The sequence below is a fragment of the Chitinophaga sp. sic0106 genome (genome assembly GCF_019219075.1).
Lineage (GTDB): Bacteria > Bacteroidota > Bacteroidia > Chitinophagales > Chitinophagaceae > Chitinophaga.
The window spans coordinates 1-255 of the sequence record NZ_JAHUWJ010000072.1 but is presented as its reverse complement, the minus strand read 5'-3'; the positions used below and the strand labels follow the sequence as shown (position 1 = coordinate 255).

Annotated in this window: 1 protein-coding gene; it reads left to right on the top strand. The window is 46.7% G+C overall.

Annotated features, from left to right (window positions below; all coding sequences use genetic code 11):
- Nucleotides 1-255, top strand: a 255-nt coding sequence (locus KW844_RS28980) for a hypothetical protein (RefSeq protein ID WP_218380245.1), incomplete at both ends; no start/stop codon positions are given.

Below are 255 nucleotides of genomic sequence, written 5' to 3'. Positions count from 1 at the left end.
GATGGTAAGTATGTGGCTAAATTGAATGCAGATGGTAGTCATCAAAAGACTGGTCCAGCTATTACACTGAGGGTAATGGCGGGCGATACGATCAGCATTGGTGTAAATGCGTTCTTCAAATCTACCGGCCGGAATAAAAGTAAGCATCCTCTTAACAAAGGTATCGCCAATCAGTTACTGCAATCGCTTCGGGGTATTGGTGTGGGTGTCAACGGACATAATAATCCGGCTACCACCGGTGATATGCCGGCGCTA